13 protein-coding genes are annotated in these 22,039 nt (G+C 61.3%); 9 read left to right on the forward strand and 4 right to left on the reverse strand.

Annotation, left to right across the window (positions count from 1 at the left end):
* Positions 1–1,394 precede the first annotated feature (1,394 nt).
* Positions 1,395–2,372, reverse strand: coding sequence for a ParB/RepB/Spo0J family partition protein (locus NCT05_RS29300; RefSeq protein WP_034470099.1), 978 nt, complete (start codon positions 2,370–2,372; stop codon positions 1,395–1,397).
* Complete coding sequence (locus NCT05_RS29305) at positions 2,369–3,580, reverse strand: ParA family protein (RefSeq protein ID WP_033536892.1); 1,212 nt, start codon at positions 3,578–3,580, stop codon at positions 2,369–2,371. Before NCT05_RS29305 ends, NCT05_RS29300 begins: the two co-directional genes overlap by 4 nt.
* 643 nt (positions 3,581–4,223) lie before the next feature.
* Between NCT05_RS29305 and NCT05_RS29310 the strand changes: the two genes are divergently transcribed.
* A complete protein-coding gene (locus NCT05_RS29310) occupies positions 4,224–5,630 on the forward strand; it encodes a replication initiation protein (RefSeq protein ID WP_008346150.1) in 1,407 nt (468 codons plus the stop codon).
* A 24-nt stretch (positions 5,631–5,654) separates the two neighbouring features.
* On the opposite strand, the gene NCT05_RS29315 is transcribed toward NCT05_RS29310, so the two are convergent.
* Positions 5,655–6,821, reverse strand: coding sequence for a YbfB/YjiJ family MFS transporter (locus tag NCT05_RS29315; protein WP_250503829.1), 1,167 nt, complete (start codon positions 6,819–6,821; stop codon positions 5,655–5,657).
* A 494-nt stretch (positions 6,822–7,315) separates the two neighbouring features.
* Between NCT05_RS29315 and NCT05_RS29320 the strand changes: the two genes are divergently transcribed.
* The 6 genes from NCT05_RS29320 to asnB all read left to right on the forward strand — a co-directional run bounded on the left by NCT05_RS29320 (position 7,316) and on the right by asnB (position 16,291).
* Entirely contained in the window at positions 7,316–9,427 is a 2,112-nt protein-coding gene (locus NCT05_RS29320) for a phosphocholine-specific phospholipase C (RefSeq protein ID WP_175980295.1), read from the forward strand.
* 331 nt (positions 9,428–9,758) lie between these two features.
* Positions 9,759–10,205 carry an NUDIX domain-containing protein gene (locus tag NCT05_RS29325; protein ID WP_250503813.1) on the forward strand — a complete coding sequence of 149 codons (447 nt, stop codon included), beginning with the start codon at positions 9,759–9,761 and terminating at the stop codon, positions 10,203–10,205.
* A 207-nt stretch (positions 10,206–10,412) separates the two neighbouring features.
* On the forward strand, positions 10,413–10,541 hold the full coding sequence (locus tag NCT05_RS36870; protein WP_275446092.1) for a hypothetical protein: 129 nt from the start codon (positions 10,413–10,415) through the stop codon (positions 10,539–10,541).
* 998 nt (positions 10,542–11,539) lie between these two features.
* Positions 11,540–12,874 (forward strand): glucosamine inositolphosphorylceramide transferase family protein, encoded by a 1,335-nt coding sequence (locus tag NCT05_RS29330; protein WP_175980294.1) that lies wholly within the window; start codon positions 11,540–11,542, stop codon positions 12,872–12,874.
* A 215-nt stretch (positions 12,875–13,089) separates the two neighbouring features.
* The gene (locus NCT05_RS29335; protein WP_008346158.1) at positions 13,090–14,223 is read left to right on the forward strand and encodes a glycosyltransferase family 4 protein; all 1,134 of its coding nucleotides are present in this window, start codon (positions 13,090–13,092) and stop codon (positions 14,221–14,223) included.
* A 46-nt stretch (positions 14,224–14,269) separates the two neighbouring features.
* Positions 14,270–16,291 (forward strand): asparagine synthase (glutamine-hydrolyzing), encoded by a 2,022-nt coding sequence (gene asnB, locus NCT05_RS29340; protein ID WP_250503814.1) that lies wholly within the window; start codon positions 14,270–14,272, stop codon positions 16,289–16,291.
* Between the two features lie 211 nt (positions 16,292–16,502).
* On the opposite strand, the gene NCT05_RS29345 is transcribed toward asnB, so the two are convergent.
* A complete protein-coding gene (locus NCT05_RS29345; protein ID WP_033536894.1) occupies positions 16,503–17,636 on the reverse strand; it encodes an MraY family glycosyltransferase in 1,134 nt (377 codons plus the stop codon).
* A gap of 781 nt (positions 17,637–18,417) precedes the next feature.
* Between NCT05_RS29345 and NCT05_RS29350 the strand changes: the two genes are divergently transcribed.
* Positions 18,418–20,658 carry a polysaccharide biosynthesis tyrosine autokinase gene (locus NCT05_RS29350; RefSeq protein WP_033536895.1) on the forward strand — a complete coding sequence of 747 codons (2,241 nt, stop codon included), beginning with the start codon at positions 18,418–18,420 and terminating at the stop codon, positions 20,656–20,658.
* Positions 20,659–20,752: 94 nt separating this feature from the next.
* Positions 20,753–22,030 carry a Vi polysaccharide biosynthesis UDP-N-acetylglucosamine C-6 dehydrogenase TviB gene (gene tviB, locus NCT05_RS29355; protein ID WP_008346170.1) on the forward strand — a complete coding sequence of 426 codons (1,278 nt, stop codon included), beginning with the start codon at positions 20,753–20,755 and terminating at the stop codon, positions 22,028–22,030.
* The last annotated feature ends 9 nt before the right edge of the window (positions 22,031–22,039 follow it).

The raw sequence follows: 22,039 nt of genomic DNA on the forward strand, positions 1-22,039 counted from the left end.
TGGATGTGATGTTATAACGTTTCCGCTGTGAACGGCGAGATGATATAACGTATCGCGTGATTTGGCTCGGTCGGATTATGGTGATTTTCAATGGTCGACGACTTGAACTTTACGGATTATGTAGTGTTTGATACAGACGGCGAGTTGCGGGTGTCTTTCGGGCGTTCAGACTTGGCGACCGGGCTGCTTCGCGATGATCCGGACTGTTCGGTGGACCTCTTTTCGTGAAACAAGTTGAGTTTGTTTATATAACCAATTGATTTTTAATTGGTTTTTTGAATGCTATTGTGGTCCGCTTTGTTCCACGCACGAGTAGAGGTTTCGATACCCGTCACGTTGGCGCATTGGTCTTTGGCTAGCCACGAATGATCGGCCGGCCGCACCGAGCACCGATTTTGTTCGCCTTGCGATGGTCCTGAGCCACCGTTGAGTCAGTCCGCGGACATTCGTTATCCATGCACGCTAACTACAAGGTATGGCGTGGCGAATGGACCAGTTTGGATAGCGTCGCATGGTCCGCTCTTGTCTCTGGCGGCAACGATAAAGAATCACCACTCCTCCTCGACCCTCGCCATTCACTTCAGCTAATGGCAATCGGGCGCCAAGGCGGGTTGCAGGTTTAACAGCGGTAACGGCGTCGGCGCGCCTCATTGGGCGAGACAGGGACGTACTCAGCGTTTTTCATTTTCGAGTGCCGTCGAGCACTTCCGCTTTCCGCGGTCGCAAGCAGAAGGTCGCGGTCCGTCGGCTTGGGGTGTGAATGAAGATGGCGGTGTTCGCGAATAGACGCGAGGAGCACAGGCGCGGGCAGAGCATTCCTCCACGCGTACCGATTGCCGGAGATTCGTCGTCGTATGCTGTCCAATCGATGTACTCACTGCGTGAGTTTTGATGTTCTCGTCTCCCACTGAGTGTCCGAATTCGGACACTCAGCGTGCAACGGCTTCCGCTGGTGAGGAGCGAAGTGATCGGTGGCCTCGAGTCCCGAACACGGCTGAGCAGCGTCGCGCCTTCCCGGATTCGGATCGCTCGGTACGGTCGCGCTGTCGGAGCGGAAGACATTTTTCGGCTGGTGCGCTCCGTCATGCGATCGAGGCCCGTTAGCGAAGGCCTCGCCTGCAGCCCACGGCGGGCAAGCCGGCCATACATGTCCGAATTCGGACACTGAGGTCGCTGGCAACGATGGTCTCGCATCCTGCCTACGCCGTCGAACCGGGGCATGTGTCCGAATTCGGACACCAAGGTCGTTGGCAACAATGGTCGCGCATCGTGCCTACGCGCTCGAACCCGGACATGTGTCCGAATTCGGACACATGCCACTCTCGACCTTGATCTTTCGTCACGCGAAACTTGGTTTGTCGCCCATAGAAACCCGCCGAGGCGGGTTCAAAAAATCACTCAGACCGAATCGAGAACATCTTCCCTATGTGTTCTCTAAGTTGACTTTCCTGCTCCTCTGTCATCACTCCGGCTTTGAACTTGAAGGTCAGTCCCTTGACATCCTTCGTGATGCTCCCGGCTTGGACCTTTCCGGCGAAGATCTTCAGGATGCTCCGCCCACCGGCATCCGTCGCCGATTCTCCACGGCTGGCCTGTGCATTCAAACTCGGCGCAACCTTCGTCTGAACCAGGTCGCCCGACAGCACCATCGGCCATAATTCTTGCAGCACCTTGAGTCCATGTTCGCCCGTCTTCTTCAGTGCGTTCGCGATATCCTGAGCCGACGATGCTCCGAGCACGGACGGGTTCAAATCCAGATCCCGCTTCACGAAGTCCGGGAGCGCATCATATGCAAGAAACCGATACAGGTCGCTACGAGTAATGCCCATAGCTTCCGCGAGCCGCGTTCGGTTCGGAAATTCCGCTTCCGCACGACGAATCGCGATGGCGATTTCATAATCAGACAGATCATCGCGCGTCACGTTTTCCATCAACGCCAAAGCCGCCATGTCCTGATCCGTGCAGTCGATCACAACTGCGCGAACAGTCGCCTTGTTGATCAGCTTATGTGCGCGCCAGCGTCGTTCGCCCGCAACGAGTTGGAACGATTCTCCGACTCGTCGAACCGTTACCGCCTGCAACAGCCCAACCTCACCGATCGACCGCGCCAACTCGGAAAGCTTGCCTTCGTTGAATTGACGACGCGGTTGCCATGGATTCGGCACGATCGCATCGACCGAGATTTCTGTGTCGACACCTCGGGCTTCGAGTTCCTGGATCCGAAGCTGTGCAGCAGCTAGCGCACTCGTGATTCCCGGCATCGTCTGCGGGCCACGAGTGGTCTTATCCTTTTTGTTCTCGCCTTTGAAATCCGCGGGCTTCGGCAGGTTGGCCGTCTTGGCCATGAGTTGTTCTCGGATGTTATTACTCATGCCGACTCCCTCCACGATTTGACGAACATATCATCCAGCCATTTGGCATATTGCATCATGGGCTGCCGCACTCGCTGAAGCGACTTCGCCGTTGAATGCGTGCTGACCACGTCGAGTGCCGTCGAGAAGGAAAGCGCGCCTCCGCTCATGACCGAGCTGGCCGGAATCTCGAACGGGTCGAGCCAGCGCCCGTATGCGCTTTGCGCCCATTGCCGAACAACCGGCGCGGACGACGTCTTGCCGTAATCCACCTTCGACAACAAAATAGAGATGAAGTCGTAGACCTTATCCTCCTCGTAAGGAAGGAAGTCTTCGGCAACATCCGAGAAGAGTCGCCAGAACGCGAGCGAACTAATGAAGTCGAGATTCTCGGGAATCATCGGCATGACGAGCGCGTCGGCGGCGAGCAGCGCGTTCAAATTCATATACGACAGCGACGGTGACGTATCGATCAGGATGTAGTCATACTGCGAGCGCAATGGCTCGAGACCCTCGCGCAAAACCGCCCAGAATCGGTAGCCCTGAATGGTCTTCTGGCGAGCCGGCAGCAAGAACTCCGCTCCATATAAGAATGTATGGCCGGGGATGATGTCGAGGCCATCCCAATACGTCGATTGCACGCTCGCACCGAGACCGCCCTCTACGTTTTGATCGTAGATATAGGGCAGCACGGTGTCGTCGCCGGAGATTTCCTTTTCGGCATAGAGACCGCACAACTCCGAAGCCGAAGCTTGCGGATCGAGGTCGATGAGCAATACTTTGCGGCCAAGAAGCGTCAGAGCCTGTGCGAGGCAAACCGTCGTTGTGGTTTTAGCGGAGCCGCCCTTCAACTGAGCCGTTGTCAGCACCTTGCCTCTGAAGGTGCCGTTGCTGTCGTCGAGCCGGGTCTGGTAGATATCGGAAGCCATCTTCACCCAGACGCGCACTTCAGGCAGAGTAAATGTCCGGCTGCGGCCGCTGCCGTTCAGCGTGCCTGTCGGAAGCCCGCCTTCGCCCTTCGTGACCAGATATTGAATCTGCTGCCGAGTCAGATTGCACATCTCGGCCAGTTCGCTAATCGTATAGAACGGCGCGAGCTTACGCGGACGCGGCGCCAGAATCTGTTCACGAAGGTTATCCGAGAAGGGTTCCAGGTTATCCGCGAACTCAGCAACTTCGCGGAGCGTAACCTTCCGGTCTTCCATAGGTAGCGTGCCTACGTTTGCCATTCTGCGCTTTCTCCAAGTATTGACGTCGAAGCGCAGAATACACGAATACGCGTAAACAAGGTTGTATTGCGTCGAGTTTTAACCGATCGGCCAGCGGTGTATATCCAACCCCTTGATTTTTCGTTCTTTTCTAAATAGGCCGCTCAGTGCCCTGAATTGAGTAGACGGCGAAGAACGAGTTGAATCCTTAGCATCGTGAAATCACTGCGGCGTCCGCACAAAAACCACCCCGGGGGCGGTTTTTGTGCGGTTCGCTCTCATCCGCTTTTCTATATTAGATTCAACGACTTAACGAAATTCATTCGCCGCAGCGAGCGTAAACTCAGTCGATGTCAGTTCAGTCTTTTTGTAAACCTAAACCCACCCACCAACAAACAGCGCCACCCATTTCCCTTAAAAATCAACACGCAACCCTGTGGATAGAGGCGCTTTTTGTGACGCCTAGGGCGCTTTTTGTGCGGACGGCGCCGCAAATTGGGCCGCACGAGGCGGAAATTGTGGCGACCGGGGTGGAAATTGTGATCCGCCTCAGCGAACGGGGCGATTTTTGTGCGGATAACGTCAAGCAGGAGCGGGGTGGTTTTTGTGTTGACACCCCTCGCTCGCCTGATAGAGTGCCGGGGATCGAAGCCGAATCGGAAGCATGGAAAACCAAGACCTCACTGTCACACCGCAGCAGTTGGCGCTGGACATCTACGAAGACATGTCCGCGCAGGGATCGGCGATCTGCGAGTCGACGAGGGACATCGGTTTCCTGCGCAACAACATCTTCACGCGGGTCGGCGGATTGGGCATCGCCGCGCGGCGCGTGCTCGATGCGGCGTACTTCATCGTTGCGACGAAGGCGCCCGAAGAACTCATCGACGACAAGGTCTATACGTTCACGGCCGACGTCAACTACTTCAAGTGGTTGATGCGCTACGACAGCCGCAACCACAGTCATCTGATCGCGCAGATGCGAGCCGCGGCCCGGGCGCGCGTCGAAATCATGACCGCGCCGTCGATCGAGGAACTGACCGAGAAGGACTCGTGGGGCACCATCAGTTTGCTGGGTGACTGCTACATCGAGCGCAACGTCGTGTGCGTCCTGCTTGCCGGGCGGGTCATCAAATATCTGATCAGCCCGTACAAGGCGCATTGGCTGAGCCTGCGCGCATCGACGGCTTTTTCGCTTTCGCTCGCCCGCGCGATTTACGACCGCCTCATTCCGTGCGAAGGCCACGGTGTGACCGAGTGGTTCGCATTCGAAGACGTGCTCGAATGGCCCGGCAAGGTCGGCGAATCGCGCAAGGAAGTGAAGGAATTCAAGAAGCGGTTCCTCGAGCCCGCCATCGACCAGCTCAACGAAGTCTCCGATTTCGATGTCAGCTGGGAGCCCAATGCCGATCGCGTTCCGGCGGACAAGCTGAAAATCCGTTTCCGCTTCACGAAGAAGCAGGGCGCCGACGCGGCGCGCGCCGGCATTCAGGATTCGATGTATCTGCTTCTGCACAACGAATTCGCTTTCGATACCCCCGACTTCGAGCGCCTCGCGAAGCGGCGCGACGTGTGGACCGACGAGCGGCTCGAACAGGCGATCGAATACACGCGATACAAGCTCAACGAAGGCAAGGTGACGGTCAGCCCGCGCGGCTATCTGTTCAAGGCGCTGGAAGGGAATTACCGCATCGGCGAAGCGGACCGGAAGATGGCGTCGATCAAGGCGAAGCAACTCGAGGACGACAAGAAGGACCGCCGTTCGCGCGATACGGCGCAGGCGCATCTTGAAGCCAGCATTCAGGTTCAGAACGATACGGCCAAAGCCAAGATGAGCGAGGAGATCCGCGCCGGCCGCGAGTACTTCGAATCCGTCGATGCGCCGGCACGCAAGGAACTGTGTCACTCGTTCGTGAGCCAGCTGATTCCGCAGCGGCTCATCGAGAAGCAGGGCGTTTCACGCGAGAGCCTGAGCGCCGACAACATTCTCACCGTCAATCGCGTGGTCGCCGACGCCTTCTGCTCGCATGTCTACGCGAAGATGAAGAAGGCGCGTGCGGGCAACCGAATCTGATCTGCGCGAAGTGTCGAGAATTTCTCAGCCATCCTGTCTATTCAGCAAGGTTTTCTGACAGCCCGCGAGCACCGCGCCGGCAGCCAGCATGAGCGCCGAATAAACGAGTCCGCGAGTGAGCCCGGCGCTGTCCGACACCCGTCCGATCACGACCGGACCGACGATCTGCCCCAGCGCGAACACGATCGTGAACGCGTTGATCCCACGCGGCCACTGATTCGCCGGCAGATTGTGCCGCACGAAAGCCGTCGTCGATGCCACCGCCGATAAAAACGTCGCGCCGAACAACGTACCCGAGACGAACGCCGCCAGCGGATGCGCGAACATCGCGGGAATGAGCGTTGCGGCGGCGAGCAGTCCGTTGAGGATCGCGAGCGCCTGACCGCCGCGCATGCGATCGAGCAGCCCGGACCACATCCGCGCCGATACGACCGTCGCCACGCCCAGCAGGATATAAAAGCCGATCACGACCGCCGCGCTCATGCCTGCGTTGCGAAGCAGGGCGACGATGAACGTCATGTAGCCGATATAGCCGATACCGAAGCACCCGTATCCGGCGAGCGCGAGCGCGAAACGCCGCCGCCGAACCGGCGCGCCCGCGGCGCTGTCCGTACCTTGACGCGTCGCCGAAACAGGCTGCGCGGATTCGATACGCCGCGCGGCCCAGACGGCGGCGCCGGAACACGCCGCGCAACCCGCGGCGAGCGCGAACCACGCGACGCGCCAGCCGTGCGCGACCGGCAGGACCGTCAGCGGAACGAGTATCGACGAGATCACGATGCCCCAGCCCGTGCCGCCGTAATACAAGCCGATGACGAGTCCGGCGTCGCGCGGCGACATCGATGCGAGCCGTGCCGCCAGCACGCCGCCGCTCACGAAGACGAGCGCGCTGCCGATTCCCGTCGCGACGCGTAACGTGAGCAGGGCGTCGGTATCGGTCGTCGTGCCGCTCGCCGCCATCAGGACGACGGTGAGCGCGCAGCCCGCGACGAACAGCGTGCGCGACGGCGCGCGCATCGACAATCGTGAGAACGCGAGTGCGCCGAGCAGGTAGCCGAACGCATTCGCCGTATTCATCGCGCCAGCCTGGGCGAAGTTCCACGCGAGGTCGAGCCGCATCGGCGGAAGCAGCAGCGCGTAGGAGAAGCGCGCGAGCCCGAGCGCGATGGCGCTGCCGAGCGATAGCGCCATCGCGAGCAGAAGCGCCTGTCTGCGAAGTTCCCCGTTTGCATCGTCACGCTGTATCACGCTCTTTTCGTCCTGTTGTCGATACGCGGCCTATGGTATCGCGGACCGGTCATATTGCTTACACAAGCCGTGGCTAAGCTTCGCAGCGCTGTATCGATCTGCGACCGAAGCCGGAGAACCCGATGTCCACTGTTGCATGCCGTCACGCGCTCGTGGCGTGTCTCGTCGTTTGCGCCAGTGCAATCGTTTGCGGTTGCGGCGAGCGGGACACGGAATCATCGGCCTCCGCCGGGCTCACGCGCGACGTATCGTCCGAAACATCCGCGACATCCGGCCCATCCGCGACGAGCGAGCTTCAGAATTGGGCGAAACAGGCCACAGGAGGCGCATCCGATGAAGCGGCGCAGCCCGCGATAGCGCGAGCCGCGTCGGAACCGCTCGCGACACCGGTGATTCACACGGTTGACTGACCCATCCATTTACTTCCCGCAAAACGAATGAAAAACACGAACCGTCGTGACTTTCTGCGCGCGGCCGCCCAGGCCGCAGGCGCGACCGCCGCACTGAACGTGATGCCGCTCGGCATTCGCCAGGCGCTCGCGATTCCCGCGAACAACCGTCATGGATCGATCGAGGACATCGAGCACATCGTCGTGCTGATGCAGGAGAACCGCTCGTTCGATCACTACTTCGGCACCATGCGCGGCGTGCGCGGCTTCGGCGACAAGACCGCCGTGACGCTGCCCAACGGCAAGCCGGTGTTCAATCAGCCGATCGCGTCCGGTGCGGGCGAAGTGCTGCCGTTCCACCCGGACGCCGCGAATCTCGGCCTGCAGTTCCTGCAGGATTTGCCGCACGGATGGACGGACGGGAAGGGCGCGTTCCACGACGGCCGCTATGACCAATGGGTGCCGTTCAAGGGCACGACGACGATGGCGTATCTGCAGCGCGACGACATCCCGTTCCACTATCAGCTCGCCGACGCTTTCACGATCTGCGACGCGTATCACTGCTCGACGAACACATCGACCGATCCGAACCGCTACTACATGTGGACGGGCTATGTCGGCAACGACGGCACCGGCGGCGGCCCGGTCGTCGATAACGCGGAAGCCGGCTACGGCTGGTCCACGTTCCCCGAAGTGCTGGAGCGCGCGGGCATCTCGTGGAAGATCTATCAGGACATCGGCACGGGGCTCGACGCGAAGAATTCGTGGGGCTGGACCGACGACGCGTACATCGGCAACTATGGCGACAATTCGCTGCTGTACTTCAAGCAGTATCAGAATGCGCAGCCCGGCAGTCCGCTGTATGAAAAGGCGCGTCGCGGCACGAACGCGGTCGCCGGCGACGACTACTTTTCGATCCTGAAGCGCGATGTGGCGGCGGGCACGCTGCCGCAAGTCTCGTGGATCGTCGCGCCCGAGGCGTTTTCCGAGCACCCGAACTGGCCCGCGAACTACGGCGCCTGGTATATCGATCAGGTGTTGCAGGTGCTGACGTCGAATCCGGATTTGTGGAGCAAAACGGCGCTGCTCATCAACTACGACGAAAACGACGGCTTCTTCGATCACCTCGTCCCGCCGTTTCCGCCGACGTCGAGCGCGAACGGTCTTTCGACGGTCGATACCAGCGCGGAGATCTTTCCGGGCAGCGCGAAATACGCGAGCGGCCCCTACGGCCTGGGCGCGCGCGTGCCGATGCTCGTCGTGTCGCCTTGGTCCAAAGGCGGCTGGGTATGCTCCGAAACCTTCGACCATACCTCGGTGATCCGCTTCATCCAGAAACGCTTCGGGCGCGCGCACAACCTCGCCGAGCCGAACATCTCGCCGTGGCGTCGCGCGATTTGCGGCGATCTGACGTCCGCGTTCGACTTCCGCAATCCGAATAGCGCGATGCCGACGCTGCCGGCGACGAGCGGCTACGTTCCGCCCGACAAGCAGCGCCATCCCGACTATGTGCCTGTCCCGCCCGCCGCGCAGGCGCTGCCGAAGCAGGAGTCCGGCGTGCGCGCCGCGCGCGCATTGCCGTACGAGCTTTTCGTGCGCGCGCGCCCGGATGCGTCGAAGGACGCCGTCTCGTTCGACTTCGTCAACACCGGACGCGCGGGCGCGGTCTTTCTGCTGTATCGCAATGCGAGCGCGGATGCGCCTCGCACCTATACGGTCGAAGCGCGCAAGCGTCTCGCGGACAGCGTCGCGGCGAACGCGGACGGCAGCTTCGATTTCGTCGTGCACGGCCCGAACGGCTTTCTGCGGCGGATCGCGGGCAAGGCGAGCGCGCAGTCGCACTGGTGGTCGCGCGAGCAGGCCGCGCCGGATGTCGCCGAAGGCTACGACGTCGCCAACGGCAACCTGCAACTGCGGCTCGCGAACCGCGGAACCGCGGCATGCACCTTCAGCGTGAAGAATGCCTACGATCCATCGAAGACGATCACGCGGCGCGTGCGGGGCGGCGACACGGAGCAGCTCTACGTCGATCTGCGCGACGCGCACGGCTGGTATGACATCGAAATCACGGTCGACACCGATTCCGCGTTCCTGCGCCGTCTCGCGGGTCACGTCGAAACCGGGCGCGACAGCATGAGCGATCCGGCGTTCGGCGCCTGACGCAATCGCGTCGAGCATTGCCGGCCGCGCGCATCGACCCGCGCGGCCGCGTCGACTTTTCCTCCGCCATCCGCCAGTCCAGCGGAACTCCGCAGCTCGAGTCCACTCCCAAAGTCTCGCAAAGGCGGGCATTTTTTGCCGGCCAGCCTCGTCGTGCAGCGCACATACGTGGGACATCACGCATTGCGAAGCGCGACAAAGCCTGTGAAGATCGAACGTGCACGTCAATTCACGCTCAGGTTCGACGCGACGGTGAAATCAAAATGGCACGCCGCGCGCCGTATCGCAGCATCGATCCAATAACGAATTGGGGTGCAACACGGAGACGGGGATGAGAGAACGAGCAACCGTGCTGCTGGTTCGTCGCCAGTCAGTGCTGCTGGTCCGGGAGCGTGGCGGACCGTGGCTTCTGCCGGGCGGAGCGGTGGCATACGACGAATTGACGATTGTTGCAGCGATCCGAGCGCTGCACGAAGACACCGGCGTCGAGGCGAGCGCTGCGGCGTTTCTGTTTCAGCAGGCGTCGGCGCATCATCTGCATCATGTTTTTCGCATTGCGATACCGGACGAGGTGCATCTGCGGCCGAAAGCCGGCGCGCGATTCCATGAGTTGCTGTGGATCGATGCGCCTCAACTCGCGCAAGTCAGTGCGACGCCTGGCACACGCGCGATCCTGACCCGCGCGATGGGCGGCAGCCGGGAGCCGGCGCGGCACGTGTGGAAAAACGGCGACGCCGATGCGGCCATGACGGCCGGCGCCGGCAGGCGCGGGCGCTGAATCGGGTCGCCGATCGGTCGCATCGAGGCTTTTTTCGTCTGCGCAAATCGCGAAGGCACCTGTTTCGCCACGAAATGAATACTTTTCCGGCGAACTTATGCCTATGCTAGCGTTGGGACGGTTGCCAGGCGCACCGGCGAGTATCGTCGGACGCGAGCGGCAGCTTGAGCAACGGAAGCATTCGCCCTTTGACTGGCGGAGGAAACCATGAAGCTCGTCAGCCTATTCGCCGGAACCGTCGGGTTCGTGGCGGTGGTCGGCCTTTCCTTATTGGCGGTAGCGGACATTCTCTTGACAACGTCCGACAAACCCGCGGAAAAAGAGGGGCTCGCGTGAAACGCGCTTTCTTACTTGCTGAAATGATCGGTTAATCGTCGGTCAAATAGGCGAGACGACTGGCGGCAAATCGGGAATATCGACGCGCGCATTCGAATGACGCGCCGTTGTCTTTCGAAATCCGCATCTCGACGTGTAATACGCTCTGCATCGGTCTCCGAATAAATCGCGCCGGCCTTCGCGTCGCAGCGGTCGATGCGCGTCCCCGGCCCGCGCCGCACTATGCCGTTCGACCGCCCGCGCGGCCGCGCTGCCCGGCGAGCGGTCCACGGAAAAGATGCGCTTTCACCCTTTTGTTCAGGGATTTGCGCGGGCCGCATCCGTCCGAAAATCATCCACATAGGTCCGTCACGCGGAAATTGGCCGATTTCCGATGTGATATAATCCGCGAATAAATCAAAATTTCATTCGGCCAAAACTTTCAGCGGCAGGTTTTATCTAATGCTTGATTCAACGCGTACGAGCGCGGAGGAAGCATGTCTGTAGGCGGTGTTATAGGCGCAATTGTTTTTTTCGCAATAATCGGCCTCGCTTTGCTGGCCGTGTTCGAAATTATCTTTTCGCCTTCTTCCAAACATAAGGCAGATGAAATGAGCAAGCCGGCTCATAAGCGGCCTACGTGGTATCGCAGGCGCGAGGTCGCCGTGCGCCGCGACGAGCCTTGATCCGCGACAAAATTTCCTGATCCGCCAACAAGTTAGGTCTCCCTCCGTATCGGCCCGTGGCCAGCGCCAGGCGTGCCGGCCATCGCACTGCGCAGCCATTCCGGCACAGCCGTTCAAAATCCTCGCATTATTTAGCTGTCGCAACTGTGTGCGATAGCGCACCGCAGTCACGTGCCCCAGACTCTAGTCTTTCTTCGCCGGCATCATCATGAAATGTAGGTTCATCATTTCGAAAGCGCCGGAACACAACACATATAAAAGACAGTTAAGCGCTTAGCTAAAGATTTCAATTCTATCGACTGGCGAATCCGCTGCTGTCTGAGGGAAAAGAAAATGGCGCAACCCGCATATCCTTCCGTGCTTGAATGGTGGACGCGCATCGAGAAGCGGCTCTACGGCGACCCCGAAGAGACACCGCGACGCGCTCACGTTCGTGCTCCAATCACCGTCCTGTACGACGGCCACGAGAACATCGAGGCGCTGTGGAAAGCGCTGCTTCAGTGCCGAACGCCACATATCCAGGCCGTCTGGAAGTCCCCCGACTCCGGCGAAATGCGACTGCTCGCCGAGTCGTATGTCGCGATACCGGAGAAGCTTTTCTTCCTGAAGTCGTTGCAGACGAGCCTGCAGCGCGTCGCCGTTCTCGTCGACCGGGCGCAGAAGCGGCTCGACGCGAACCCGCCGCTGCGCGATCTTCCGCTCGTCAAGCCGAAGGCTCGGCCCGCGCGTCTGTCGGGTTTCACTTCGGCGTGCTTCGCGCTGCGCCATCTCGGCCGCAAAGTGCTGAATCAGCCGCTCAAGCTGCTGGTTCAGCGCGGACACTGGGTCCTGGCGTATCGGCGCACCGATGCCCCGTCCGCGGACGGCGACGAAAGCCGCAACTGGGTGACGCTTCCCGGCATGACGTCGCAGTTCCATGCCGATCCGTTCCTCTGGCGCGGCAAGAACGGCGACTATCACCTGTTCTTCGAAAGCCTGCCCTACGACACGAATCGCGGCACGATCAGCCATATCGCGTTCGATCCGGCCACGCAGACTTGGCAAGAGACGCCGCGCGTCGTGCTCGACAAGAACTATCACCTGTCGTATCCGTTCCTCTTCGAGCATGAGGGCGAGGTCTTCATGATTCCGGAGACCTGTGGCAACCGCACGATCGAGATGTACCGCGCGGCGTCGTTCCCGACGGAATGGGTGCTGCACAAGGTGATCATGCGCGATGTCGTCGCCGCCGATACGACGCTCCATCACGACGGCAAGACATGGTGGATGTTCACGAGCATGACGGAGGACGGCGGATCGAACTGGGACGAACTGTCGATTTTCTATTCCGACAGCCCGTTCGGCGAATGGACCGCGCATCCGATGAACCCGGTCGTTTCCGACTGCCGCCTCGCGCGCATGGCGGGCAACCTGTTCAAGGACGGCCAGAACCGCCTGATTCGCCCCGCGCAGAATTGCGAGCGCGAATACGGCGCGGCGCTGACGTTCCGCGAGATCACCGAGCTCACGACGACGACCTATGCCGAGCGCACGGTGTCGGTTCGCACGCCGCCGCGCGGTCATCAGGGGTTGCATACGTGGAATGCGGTCGGCGGGATCACGGTCATCGATCTCAAGACGCAGCTTCGCAAATGGAATCCGTGGCGCGGTGCGATGAGGCGCGCCTGACGCCCGCAGGACGCGCGCGGACAGGAGAACCGGCGTGTGGCACGTCGCACAGTGCGTGCCACCGCGCCGGCTTACATTGATGACTCGCCGGAGCGTGCCCCGGCGAGGCAGCCCATCGTCATAAAACACACCCGTCAGCACAAGCATTGCCGCCAGCGACGCGCGCGTCGGTTGCCTGGAGACGGGCCCATCGTAGAAAAACGGCAGCCGGGACCATGAAGCTTCTCCATGTCATCGTTGCGCTCAATGCGGACGGCGCTGAACGTATGCTTCAGCGCCTCATCGAGTCGCACATCGAAGATCCGCGATTTCGTCACGTCGTCTGCTCGCTGACGACCACCGGCAAGATCGGCGAAGAACTCGCCGCGCGCGGCATCGACGTTCATAGCCTCGGCATGAAATCCCCGCTCGGCTTTCCGCGCGCGTTGATGCGCCTCGTGAAACTGATCCGCGAAGAACGCCCCGACATCATTCAGACGTGGATGTATCACGCCGACTTTCTCGGCGGGCTCGCCGGACGGATCGCGGCGCACAAGCGCATCGTCTGGGGCGTGCGCACCACCGATGTCCGATCGGGCGGCTCGCGCGTGACTGTGCTGCTGCGCAAGATTTGCGCGTGGCTGTCGTACTACGTGCCGCAGACGATCGTCTGCGCGGCCGAGGCGTCGCGCCGCGCGCATGTGTCGGTCGGCTACGACGCGAGCCGCATGATGGTCGTGCCGAACGGCTTCGACGTCGCGCGCCTGTGCGCCACGCCGGAGCAACGCAGCGCGATCCGCGAGCAATGCGGATTCGGCGAGCGCGACGTCGTCGTCGGCGTGCTCGGACGCTTTCATCCGGTGAAGGATCACCAGAATTTCGTGCGCGCGGCGGGCATGCTGGCCGCGCGTCATCCCGATGTGCGCTTCATGCTCGTCGGCCGCGATCTCGACGCGAACAATCGCGAGCTCGCGGACTGGATCGCGCAGACGGGATTCGCATCGCGCTTCGTGCTGCTCGGCGAGCGGCGCGACGTGCCCGCGTGCCTGTCGGCGATGGATGTGTTCTGCCTGTCGTCGCGCACCGAAGGATTTCCGAATGTCGTCGGCGAAGCGATGGCGATGGCGCTTCCGTGCGTCGTCACCGACGTGGGCGACGCGGCCATGCTCGTCGCGAATACGGGCGTGGTCGTCGAGAAGGAAAACAGCGACGCGCTCGCGGCGGGACTCGATCGCATCGTCGACATGAAACCCGACGAGCGCCTTCGTCTCGGTCAGATGGCGAAAGCGCGCATCCACGCCGAATTCACGATGATGCGCGCGCGCGAGCGTTTCGAAGATATCTACCTGCGGCTCGTCGAAGAGAAATGAGCATCGCATAAGCGCGGCCTATGGCCGGATCGTAAGGAGAACCAATATGTGCGGTATCGTCGGCTTTCTGGGTGGACGCGGCTTCGGCGCGGGCGACTCGAAGACAACGGTGCGGAAGATGGCGCTCGCCATCGCCTATCGCGGCCCCGACGACGCGGGCGACTGGACCGATGATCTGCGCGGCATCGCGCTGGGTCATCGGCGGCTGGCGATCATCGATCTGTCGTCGGCGGGACATCAGCCGATGGCGTCGGGCAGCGGGCGATATGTCATCGCGTTCAATGGCGAGATCTACAACCATCTCGACCTGCGCGACGAGCTCGAAGACACGCAACGCGCGCCCGCGTGGCGCGGCAGCTCCGACACCGAGACGCTTGTCGCGGGCTTCGATGCGTGGGGCATTCAGGCGACGATAGAGCGCGCGGTCGGCATGTTCGCGTTCGCGGTGTGGGACCGGCAGGAATGCCAGCTCACGCTCGCGCGCGACCGGCTCGGCGAAAAGCCGCTCTACTACGGCTGGCAAGGGCAGGGCGAGGAAGCCGCGTTCCTGTTCGGCTCCGAGCTCAAAGGGCTGCGCGAGCATCCCGCGTTCGAGAACAACGTCGATCGCGGCGCGTTGACGCTGCAAATCCGCCACGGCTGCGTGCCGTCGCCGTATTCCATTTTCGAGGGCATCCGCAAGCTCGAACCGGGCAAGATGCTCACCGTCTCGCTCGAACGGCGCGAGCCGCGCGTGTGGTCGTACTGGTCGGGCGTCGATGCGGCGGTCAACGGATCCGCACGCGGTTTCGCGGGCAGCGCCGAAGACGCCGTCGATGAACTCGAGCATCTGCTCACGGACGCGATCCGTCAGCAGATGCTTTCCGACGTGCCCCTCGGCGCGTTTCTGTCGGGCGGCGTGGATTCGTCCACGATCGTCGCGCTGATGCAGAAGCAGTCGTCGCGTCCGGTGAAGACCTTCACCATCGGCTTCAACGAAAGCGATTTCGACGAAGCCAAGCTCGCGAAGGCCGTCTCCAGGCATCTCGGCACGGAGCACACCGAGATGTACGTGACGGCGCGCCAGGCGCTCGATGTGATCCCGCGTCTGCCGGAGCTATACGACGAACCGTTCGCTGATTCGTCGCAGGTGCCGACGTTCCTCGTCTCGCAACTCGCGCGGCAGCACGTCACGGTCTCGCTGTCCGGCGATGCCGGCGACGAGCTTTTCTGCGGCTATCAGCGTTACAAGACCGCGCCGGGCATGTGGGACAAGATGACGATGATGCCGGCGCCGTTGCGCAAGCTGGCGGCATCGGGCATAGCCGGAATCTCGCCGAAGCGCTGGAACAGCATGGCGGGCCTGATGGAGCCGATTCTGCCGTCGTCGCTGCGCGGCGTGAAGGTCGGCGACAAGCTGCACAAGGGCGCCGAACTGCTGTCGTGCCAGTCGCGCGACGAGGTGTATCTGCATCTCATGTCGCAATGGAACGACCCCGCCGCGCTCGTGATCGGCGGATACCAGCCGCCCACGCTGATGACCGGCAATGCGCCGGCCTTCACCGGCCTCGACGACGTGCAGCGCATGATGGCGCTCGACATGATTACCTATCTGCCCGACGACATTCTCACGAAAGTCGATCGCGCCGCGATGGGCGTGTCGCTCGAAACGCGCGTGCCGTTCCTCGATCATCGCGTCGTGGAGTTCGCGTGGCGTCTGCCGCAATCGATGAAAGTGCGCGACGGACAGACCAAATGGGCGCTGCGCCAGGTGCTCTATCGCCATGTGCCGCGCGCGATGATCGAGCGGCCCAAGCAGGGCTTCGGCGTGCCGATCACGCACTGGCTGCGCGGCGAGCTGCGCGACTGGGCGGAGGCCTTGCTCGATGCGTCGCGGCTGCGTCGCGAGGGCTTCTTCGACGCCGCCACGGTGCGCGCGAAATGGCAGCAGCATCTGTCGGGCGAGCAGAACTGGCATCGTCAGTTGTGGAACGTGCTGATGTTCCAGCAGTGGCTCGAGCACCAGCAGGCATCGTCGATCCCGCTCTTCGCGTCGCGCACGGCGGATCTCGCGAGCGTCGCAAGCTGATATCGAATGCGCCGCGCTCGACGCGGTTCGAATGACGAAGGCCTTGATCGGAAGCGATCAAGGCCTTTTTTTATGCGTCGATTGCACGCGCCTCACTGCTCAGGCTTCAGTGCATCGCTGCTTCACCGCTTGACTGCATCGCTAAAACTAAAAGGCCCCGGTCGATTCGACCGGGGCCTTTCGTGATTACGTTCCTACGAACTGCTCAGGATCACTTGTGATGTGTCGTCTGCTCGGCAACCGCGCTGGCAACGACGCTGCGCCGCTGACTGCCGAGGAGCCATCGCGGCGTCTTGAACCGCACGATCGCCGTGTAGAGCCAGACGTACGCCACCGCGAACACGACCGCCGTCACCGCGAGCACCACCGGGTTGTGCCAGAAGAGCGACGCGGGCACGATGCCGATCATGCTCAGCACCCACAGATACGGCGACGTGCGCGCGTTTCTGCGCTGACGCTGACGCGGGTCCGTTCCTTTGCGCACGACTCGCTTGAAGATGAGCGTGTGCAGATGGATGCCGTCGGGCGCGCCGACCGGACGCCCGCGCACGATCCGGCGGCGGTAGATCGAGAAGAGCGTTTCGAAAAGCGGATAAATCGCGACGACCATTGCATACCACGCACAGACGTTCGGATGCCGCGCGACCAGCAGCACGAGCAATTCGGCGATCGTGAAGCCGATGAAATACGCACCGCCGTCACCGAGAAAAATCGACGCAGCCGGATAGTTCCAGATCGCGAAGCCGCCGATCGCGCCGATCATCGTGAGCGCGGTGCTCATCACGAGCAGGTCGCCGACTTCATGCGCGACATAGCCGATCGAACCGAAGATCAGAATCGCCACGACGGCGGCGAGTCCGTTGAAACCGTCGATGATATTGACCGCGTTGGTGAGTCCGGCGACCGCGAGCACGGTGAGTCCGATCGCAATGGGCGTGACGGCGAGAATCGGATCGACGAGCGGCAGATCCACACGGCCGACGACGCCGTTGAGAATGAACGCGCCGAGCAGCGCGGCCAGCATCGCGCTCAGGAGCCGCGCCCGCACGCTCACGCGCTTGGTCAGGTCTTCGATCACGCCGCTTCCGAATGCGGGCGCTGCGCAAAGCAGCAGCAAAAGGGACTCGTCGCGCGGATTGCCGCCGAAGATCGCGGCGATGGGAAACGTCACGCAGGCCGCGACCATCAATGCGATGCCGCCGACCCGCGGAACCGGATGAGAATGGTTCTTTTGAACCCCGTTCAAATCATGATCCAGGGAAAGCGCCCCGTAGCGTCCCGCGAATCGAACTATAAGTAGCGTCATGCAGAAAGAACTGATGAAGCCAAGCGCAAGGTTTAACATTTTTTTCACTCACGAAGAGGGCGCATCTCTTTTCGAATATCAATACCCGAAAGCCTATGGTAGGTACAACCCCTGCCATTGTCCACGCATTTATGGCGCTTTAATGTGTGAAACCGAGCCTACTGCGATTTTATTGGGGCTTCCCCCGATTATTCATACAAACCCGAAATTAATAGCGCGTTAAAACACGGATTCCATATAAAGGACTTAATGCGCGCTTTTGAAATTCGCGCCTTGTCCGTACGCAAGCCCACCTTCGCGCGCATATTCTTCTGAGGGCCGGTACGTTTTTCCCTGCGTTAGAGCCCAGCGGGCCGGCGCTGCCGGCACAACACGCCCGACGAGCCCGTCCCGGCAGGCGAAAAAATGTCCGCAAATCGAACCCAGGCTAAACCGGTTTTCTTCATAGAATTAGCAGTTCGATTAATAGCGATTATATGTGCGGTGCCGCGCATACAACAAGGCGGCCTATGCTACTTTTCGATTTGCTCAAATGGCCCGCATACTCGTTAAATTCTTAAAAGCGGGAAAGCGAACACTCGGTCGCTCTGAAAGGTTCGATAAACAACAAAAATCGTCTGTGGGAATTTCTCTTTTTTTGGGTCGTGTGTTTCAATACGACTGCAATGCCGGGGCGGGATTTTAACGGCCCTGAATGCAGGCCTGAATTCAAGAATAAGGAAATGATGTTTGCGCCCTTAGGGGTGCGCCGCAGGTGTTTCGATCCGCATCCGGTGCGCTTGCCGCGCCGGTCCCATAAGAGCCTGTAACGAGACGTTCTATGAAAGTTAAAAATCAGGCGTCAGCCGTAATGGCCGAGAGCGAGAAAGAGATCGAGCTGACGTCGATTCTCGAAACGCTGGGCCGTCACTGGAAGATGATCGCGGCGACCGTGGCGGTCGTCTTCAGCATCGGGGTAGTGTACGCGTATTTCTCGGCCCCGATTTATCAGGCCGGCATGCTCGTCAGAGTCGACGACTCGAGCAATGGACAGCCGGCCGACTCACGCGACATGGTTCGGACCGCGGCCACGCTGTTCGATCAGCGTGCGACGGCCGAAGGCGAGATCCAGGTCATCGGATCGAAGTTCGTGCTCGGTCCCGTCGTCGATGCGCTCAAGCTGTACATCCAGGCAGCGCCGCATCGCTTCCCGATCATCGGGGGCATGGTCGCCCGCATGAACGATGAAACGTCGACTCCCGGTCTCTTCGGCCGCGGCGGTTACGCATGGGGCGCCGAATCGATCGACGTATCCGCGTTCGACGTGCCGAAGAAATACGAAGGCAAGGAATACACGCTGCGCTATCTCGGCAACGGCCAGTATCAGGTGCGCGGCCCGGGCGTCGAAACGGGCGTCGGCGGCCAGGTCGGCAGCGTGCAGCGTTTCGACACCGACGCCGGTCCCATCTCGCTGCTCGTGGGCTTCATCCACGGCGAGAAGGGCGTCGAATTCGATCTGACGCGTAACTCGCGCGTGTCCGCCATCGATCGTCTGCAGAATTCGCTGGCGATCGCCGAGCAGGGCAACAAGTCGGGCGTCATCAGCACGACACTGGAAGGCAAGGACCCGGTGCTCGTGGCGGCGACGATCAACGAACTGTCGCGCATGTACGTGAAGCAGAACGCCGATCGTCGCGGGATCAACGCCGAGAAGTCGCTCGAATATCTCGAGCAGCAGCTTCCCGACGCCAAGCGTCAGATGGAAACGGCCGAAGACAACTACAACGCGTATCGCAACAGCCGCACGCTGTTCAATCCGGACGAAGAAGGCCGCATCGTGATGCAGCAGGCTTCGCAAGCGGATGCGCAGTTGCTCGACCTGAAGCGCCGTCGCGCCGACCTGGCCGTGCACTTCTCGCCCTCGCACCCGAGCGTGGTGGTGATCGACCAGCAGATCGCGGCGACCGAGAAGTACATCAACGACCTGGCAGCGCGCGTCAAGGCGATGCCGCAGGCCGAGCAGGGCGCGCTTCGTTTGCAACGCGACGTGCGCATGAGCACCGACGTCTATTCGGCATTGCGCAACAACATTGAAACGATGCGCCTCATCAAAGCCGGCCGCACGCCGACGGTGGAGCTGCTCGACCACGCCGAAGTGCCCGAGCGTCCCGTCAAGCCGGTCAAGGCGCTGGTGCTCGTGATCGCGGCTGGTATCGGTCTGTTCCTCGGCATCGTGATGGCGTTCGCTCGCGACTTCCTGTTCAAGGGCGTGCTCGATCCGAAGGAACTGGAATCGAAGACGGGTCTTTCGGTATTCGCGACGATTCCGGACAGCGAGCGTCAGAAGGAACTCGCGAAGCGCATCGCCGAGAAGAAGCCGGAACAGCTCGCGCTCGCCTCGCGTTACCCGACCGATCCGGCTGTGGAAGGCCTGCGCATGATGCGCTCGTCCCTGCAGTACGCCTTGATGGATGCGCCGAACAACGTCGTGATGCTCGCGGGTCCGCTGCCCGGCATCGGCAAGTCGTTCGTCTCCGCGAACCTGGCGACGCTGCTCGCCGCCGGCGGCAAGCGCGTGCTGCTCGTCGACTGCGACCTGCGCCGTGGCCACCTGAACCAGTACTTCGGCCTGCCGCGCGGCAAGGGTCTCGTGGATGTCGTGAACGGTTCGGCCACGCTCGAAGAGACCGTGCATCGCTCGGTGCTGAACAATCTCGACTTCGTCCAGTGTGGCTTCTATCCGCCGGACCCGGCCGAGCTGCTTTTGTCGGACGCATTCACGGAATCGGTGAATCGCGCATCGGCGGAATACGACATCGTGCTGCTCGACGCACCGGCCATTCTGGCGGTGTCCGACACGGCGATCATGGCGCCCGTCGCGGGCTCGATCTTCCTGGTTGCGCGTTATGGGGATACGCGTTCCGGGGAAATCTCGGAGTCCGTGAAGCGGCTCGAACAATCGGGCGCAAGCGTCACCGGCGTGTTGCTCAACGGCTTCAAGGTGCACTACGGCAACTATGCCCAGGCGCGCCAGTACGGCGGCTACGCCTACGCTGCCTACAAGGCCGACAAGGAAGACTAGAGACTGACTCATCCGGCATTTGCTTCAGCTGGACCCCGAATCGAACAGCAGTACTAAATAAACGTCCTGAGTTGCATAACGAGGAGAAGTGAATATGTTCTCGCCGCAAGAGTTGAAACTCGGCATTGTCGGATTGGGCTACGTTGGCCTGCCGCTCGCCGTCGAATTTGGCAAGCGCCATCCCGTCGTGGGCTTCGATATCAATCGTGCGCGCATCAACGCGCTGCGCGAAGGGCGCGATGTCACGCTCGAAGTCGACGATGCCGAGCTGGCTTCCGCGACCTTCATGCAGTACAGCGCCGATGTAGAAGACCTGCGCAGCTGCACCGTGTTCATCGCGACCGTGCCGACACCGATCGATCACTACAAGCGTCCGGACCTGTCGCCGCTGATCGGCGCATCGACGACCATCGGCAGCGTGCTCAAGAAGGGCGACGTCGTCATCTATGAATCGACGGTTTATCCCGGCGCGACCGAAGAAGAGTGCGTCCCGGTGCTCGAAAAGATGTCGGGCCTGAAGTTCAACGAAGACTTCTTCGTCGGCTACAGCCCCGAGCGCATCAACCCGGGCGACAAGTCGCACCGCCTGCCGGACATCAAGAAGGTCACGTCCGGCTCGACGCCCGAAGTGGCCGATTTCGTCGACGAGCTCTATCGCGGCATCATCACGGCCGGCACGCACAAGGCGAGCAGCATCCGCGTCGCCGAAGCGGCCAAGGTGATCGAGAACACGCAGCGCGACGTGAACATTGCGCTGATCAATGAACTGTCGATCATCTTCAACAAGATGAACATCGACACCGAATCCGTGCTGCTCGCGGCCGGCACGAAATGGAACTTCATCCCGTTCCGCCCGGGCCTCGTCGGCGGCCACTGCATCGGCGTGGATCCGTATTACCTGACGCACAAGGCGCAGGCGATCGGCTATCACCCGGAGATCATCCTCGCCGGGCGCCGCCTGAACGACAGCATGGGCAACTATGTCGTCTCGCAGCTCGTGAAGACGATGACCAAGCGCGACATCGCCATTTCGGGCGCGCGCGTGCTCATCATGGGTCTCACGTTCAAGGAGAACTGCCCGGACCTGCGCAACACGCGCGTGGTCGACATCATCGCCGATCTCAAGGAGTACGGCGTCCAGGTCGACGTGTACGACCCGTGGGTCTCGAAGGAAGAGGCGCATCACGAGTACGGCATCGATCCGATCGATCAGCCCGCCAAGGGCGTCTACGATGCGGTCGTGCTCGCGGTGGCGCACAAGCAGTTCGCCGATGAAGGCGCGGAAGGCATTCACGCCTACGGCAAGTCGCAGCACGTGCTGTGCGACCTCAAGTACGTTCTGCCGCCCGAGGCGAGCGACATGCGTCTCTGAGGTTCGGTG

The organism is Caballeronia sp. AZ7_KS35, assembly GCF_023631045.1.
In the GTDB taxonomy this organism is placed as follows: domain Bacteria; phylum Pseudomonadota; class Gammaproteobacteria; order Burkholderiales; family Burkholderiaceae; genus Caballeronia; species Caballeronia zhejiangensis.